The following is a 1230-nucleotide window of genomic DNA, read 5'->3' as shown; positions in this document are numbered from 1 at the left end:
CTTGCATCCGTAGCTTCGGTGTACAGTTTAGCCCCGTTATATCTTCCGCGCAGGCCGACTCGACTAGTGAGCTATTACGCTTTCTTTAAAGGATGGCTGCTTCTAAGCCAACCTCCTAGCTGTCTAAGCCTTCCCACATCGTTTCCCACTTAACTGTAACTTTGGGACCTTAGCTGACGGTCTGGGTTGTTTCCCTTTCCACGACGGACGTTAGCACCCGCCGTGTGTCTCCCGTAATTGCACTCATTGGTATTCGGAGTTTGCATGGGGTTGGTAAGTCGGGATGACCCCCTAGCCCAAACAGTGCTCTACCCCCAATGGTGAGATACGAGGCGCTACCTAAATAGCTTTCGAGGAGAACCAGCTATCTCCGAGCTTGATTAGCCTTTCACTCCTATCCACAAGTCATCTCCAGACTTTTCAACGTATGTGAGTTCGGTCCTCCAGTTAGTGTTACCCAACCTTCAACCTGCTCATGGATAGATCGCCCGGTTTCGGGTCTATTCCCAGCAACTAAACGCCCTATTAAGACTCGGTTTCCCTACGGCTCCGCTATGTGCTTAACCTTGCTACTGAAAATAAGTCGTTGACCCATTATACAAAAGGTACGCAGTCACGGAACTAAGTCCGCTCCCACTGCTTGTACGTACACGGTTTCAGGATCTATTTCACTCCCCTCACAGGGGTTCTTTTCGCCTTTCCCTCACGGTACTGGTTCACTATCGGTCAGTCAGGAGTATTTAGCCTTGGAGGATGGTCCCCCCATATTCAGACAGGATATCACGTGTCCCGTCCTACTCGTTTTCATTGATAAGGTGTTTTCGTATACGGGGCTATCACCCTTTACAGCGGCACTTTCCAGAGCCTTCTACTAACACCAAATCAACTTAAGGGCTAATCCCCTTTCGCTCGCCGCTACTTAGGGAATCTCGGTTGATTTCTTTTCCTCCGGGTACTTAGATGTTTCAGTTCCCCGGGTTCGCCTCGTATGGCTATGTATTCACCATACGATACCCGCAAGCGGGTGGGTTTCCCCATTCGGAAATGTTCGGATCAAAGTCTGTTTATCGACTCCCCGAACCTTATCGCAGATTACCACGTCCTTCATCGCCTCTGACTGCCAAGGCATCCACCGTGCACGCTTGGTCACTTGACCATATAACCCAAAATAGTTTCGGATCACATACCAAAGAAGCTTTTGTGTCTTCTCTGGATTTACGATAATAGAAG

At 49.3% G+C, this 1230-nt stretch carries 1 rRNA gene (running past one end of the window); it reads right to left on the bottom strand.

Annotated features, from left to right (window positions below):
* Positions 1 to 1156, bottom strand: a 23S ribosomal RNA gene (locus ACIGBN_RS17040); it reaches 1456 nt to the left of the window's first position.
* Between the last annotated feature and the right edge of the window lie 74 nt (positions 1157 to 1230).

It is taken from the genome of Marinomonas sp. NPDC078689 (assembly GCF_044542435.1).
GTDB classification, from domain to species: domain Bacteria; phylum Pseudomonadota; class Gammaproteobacteria; order Pseudomonadales; family Marinomonadaceae; genus Marinomonas; species Marinomonas arenicola.
Note: the sequence above shows the minus strand (reverse complement) of the source record. Positions and strands in the feature narration are given on the sequence as shown.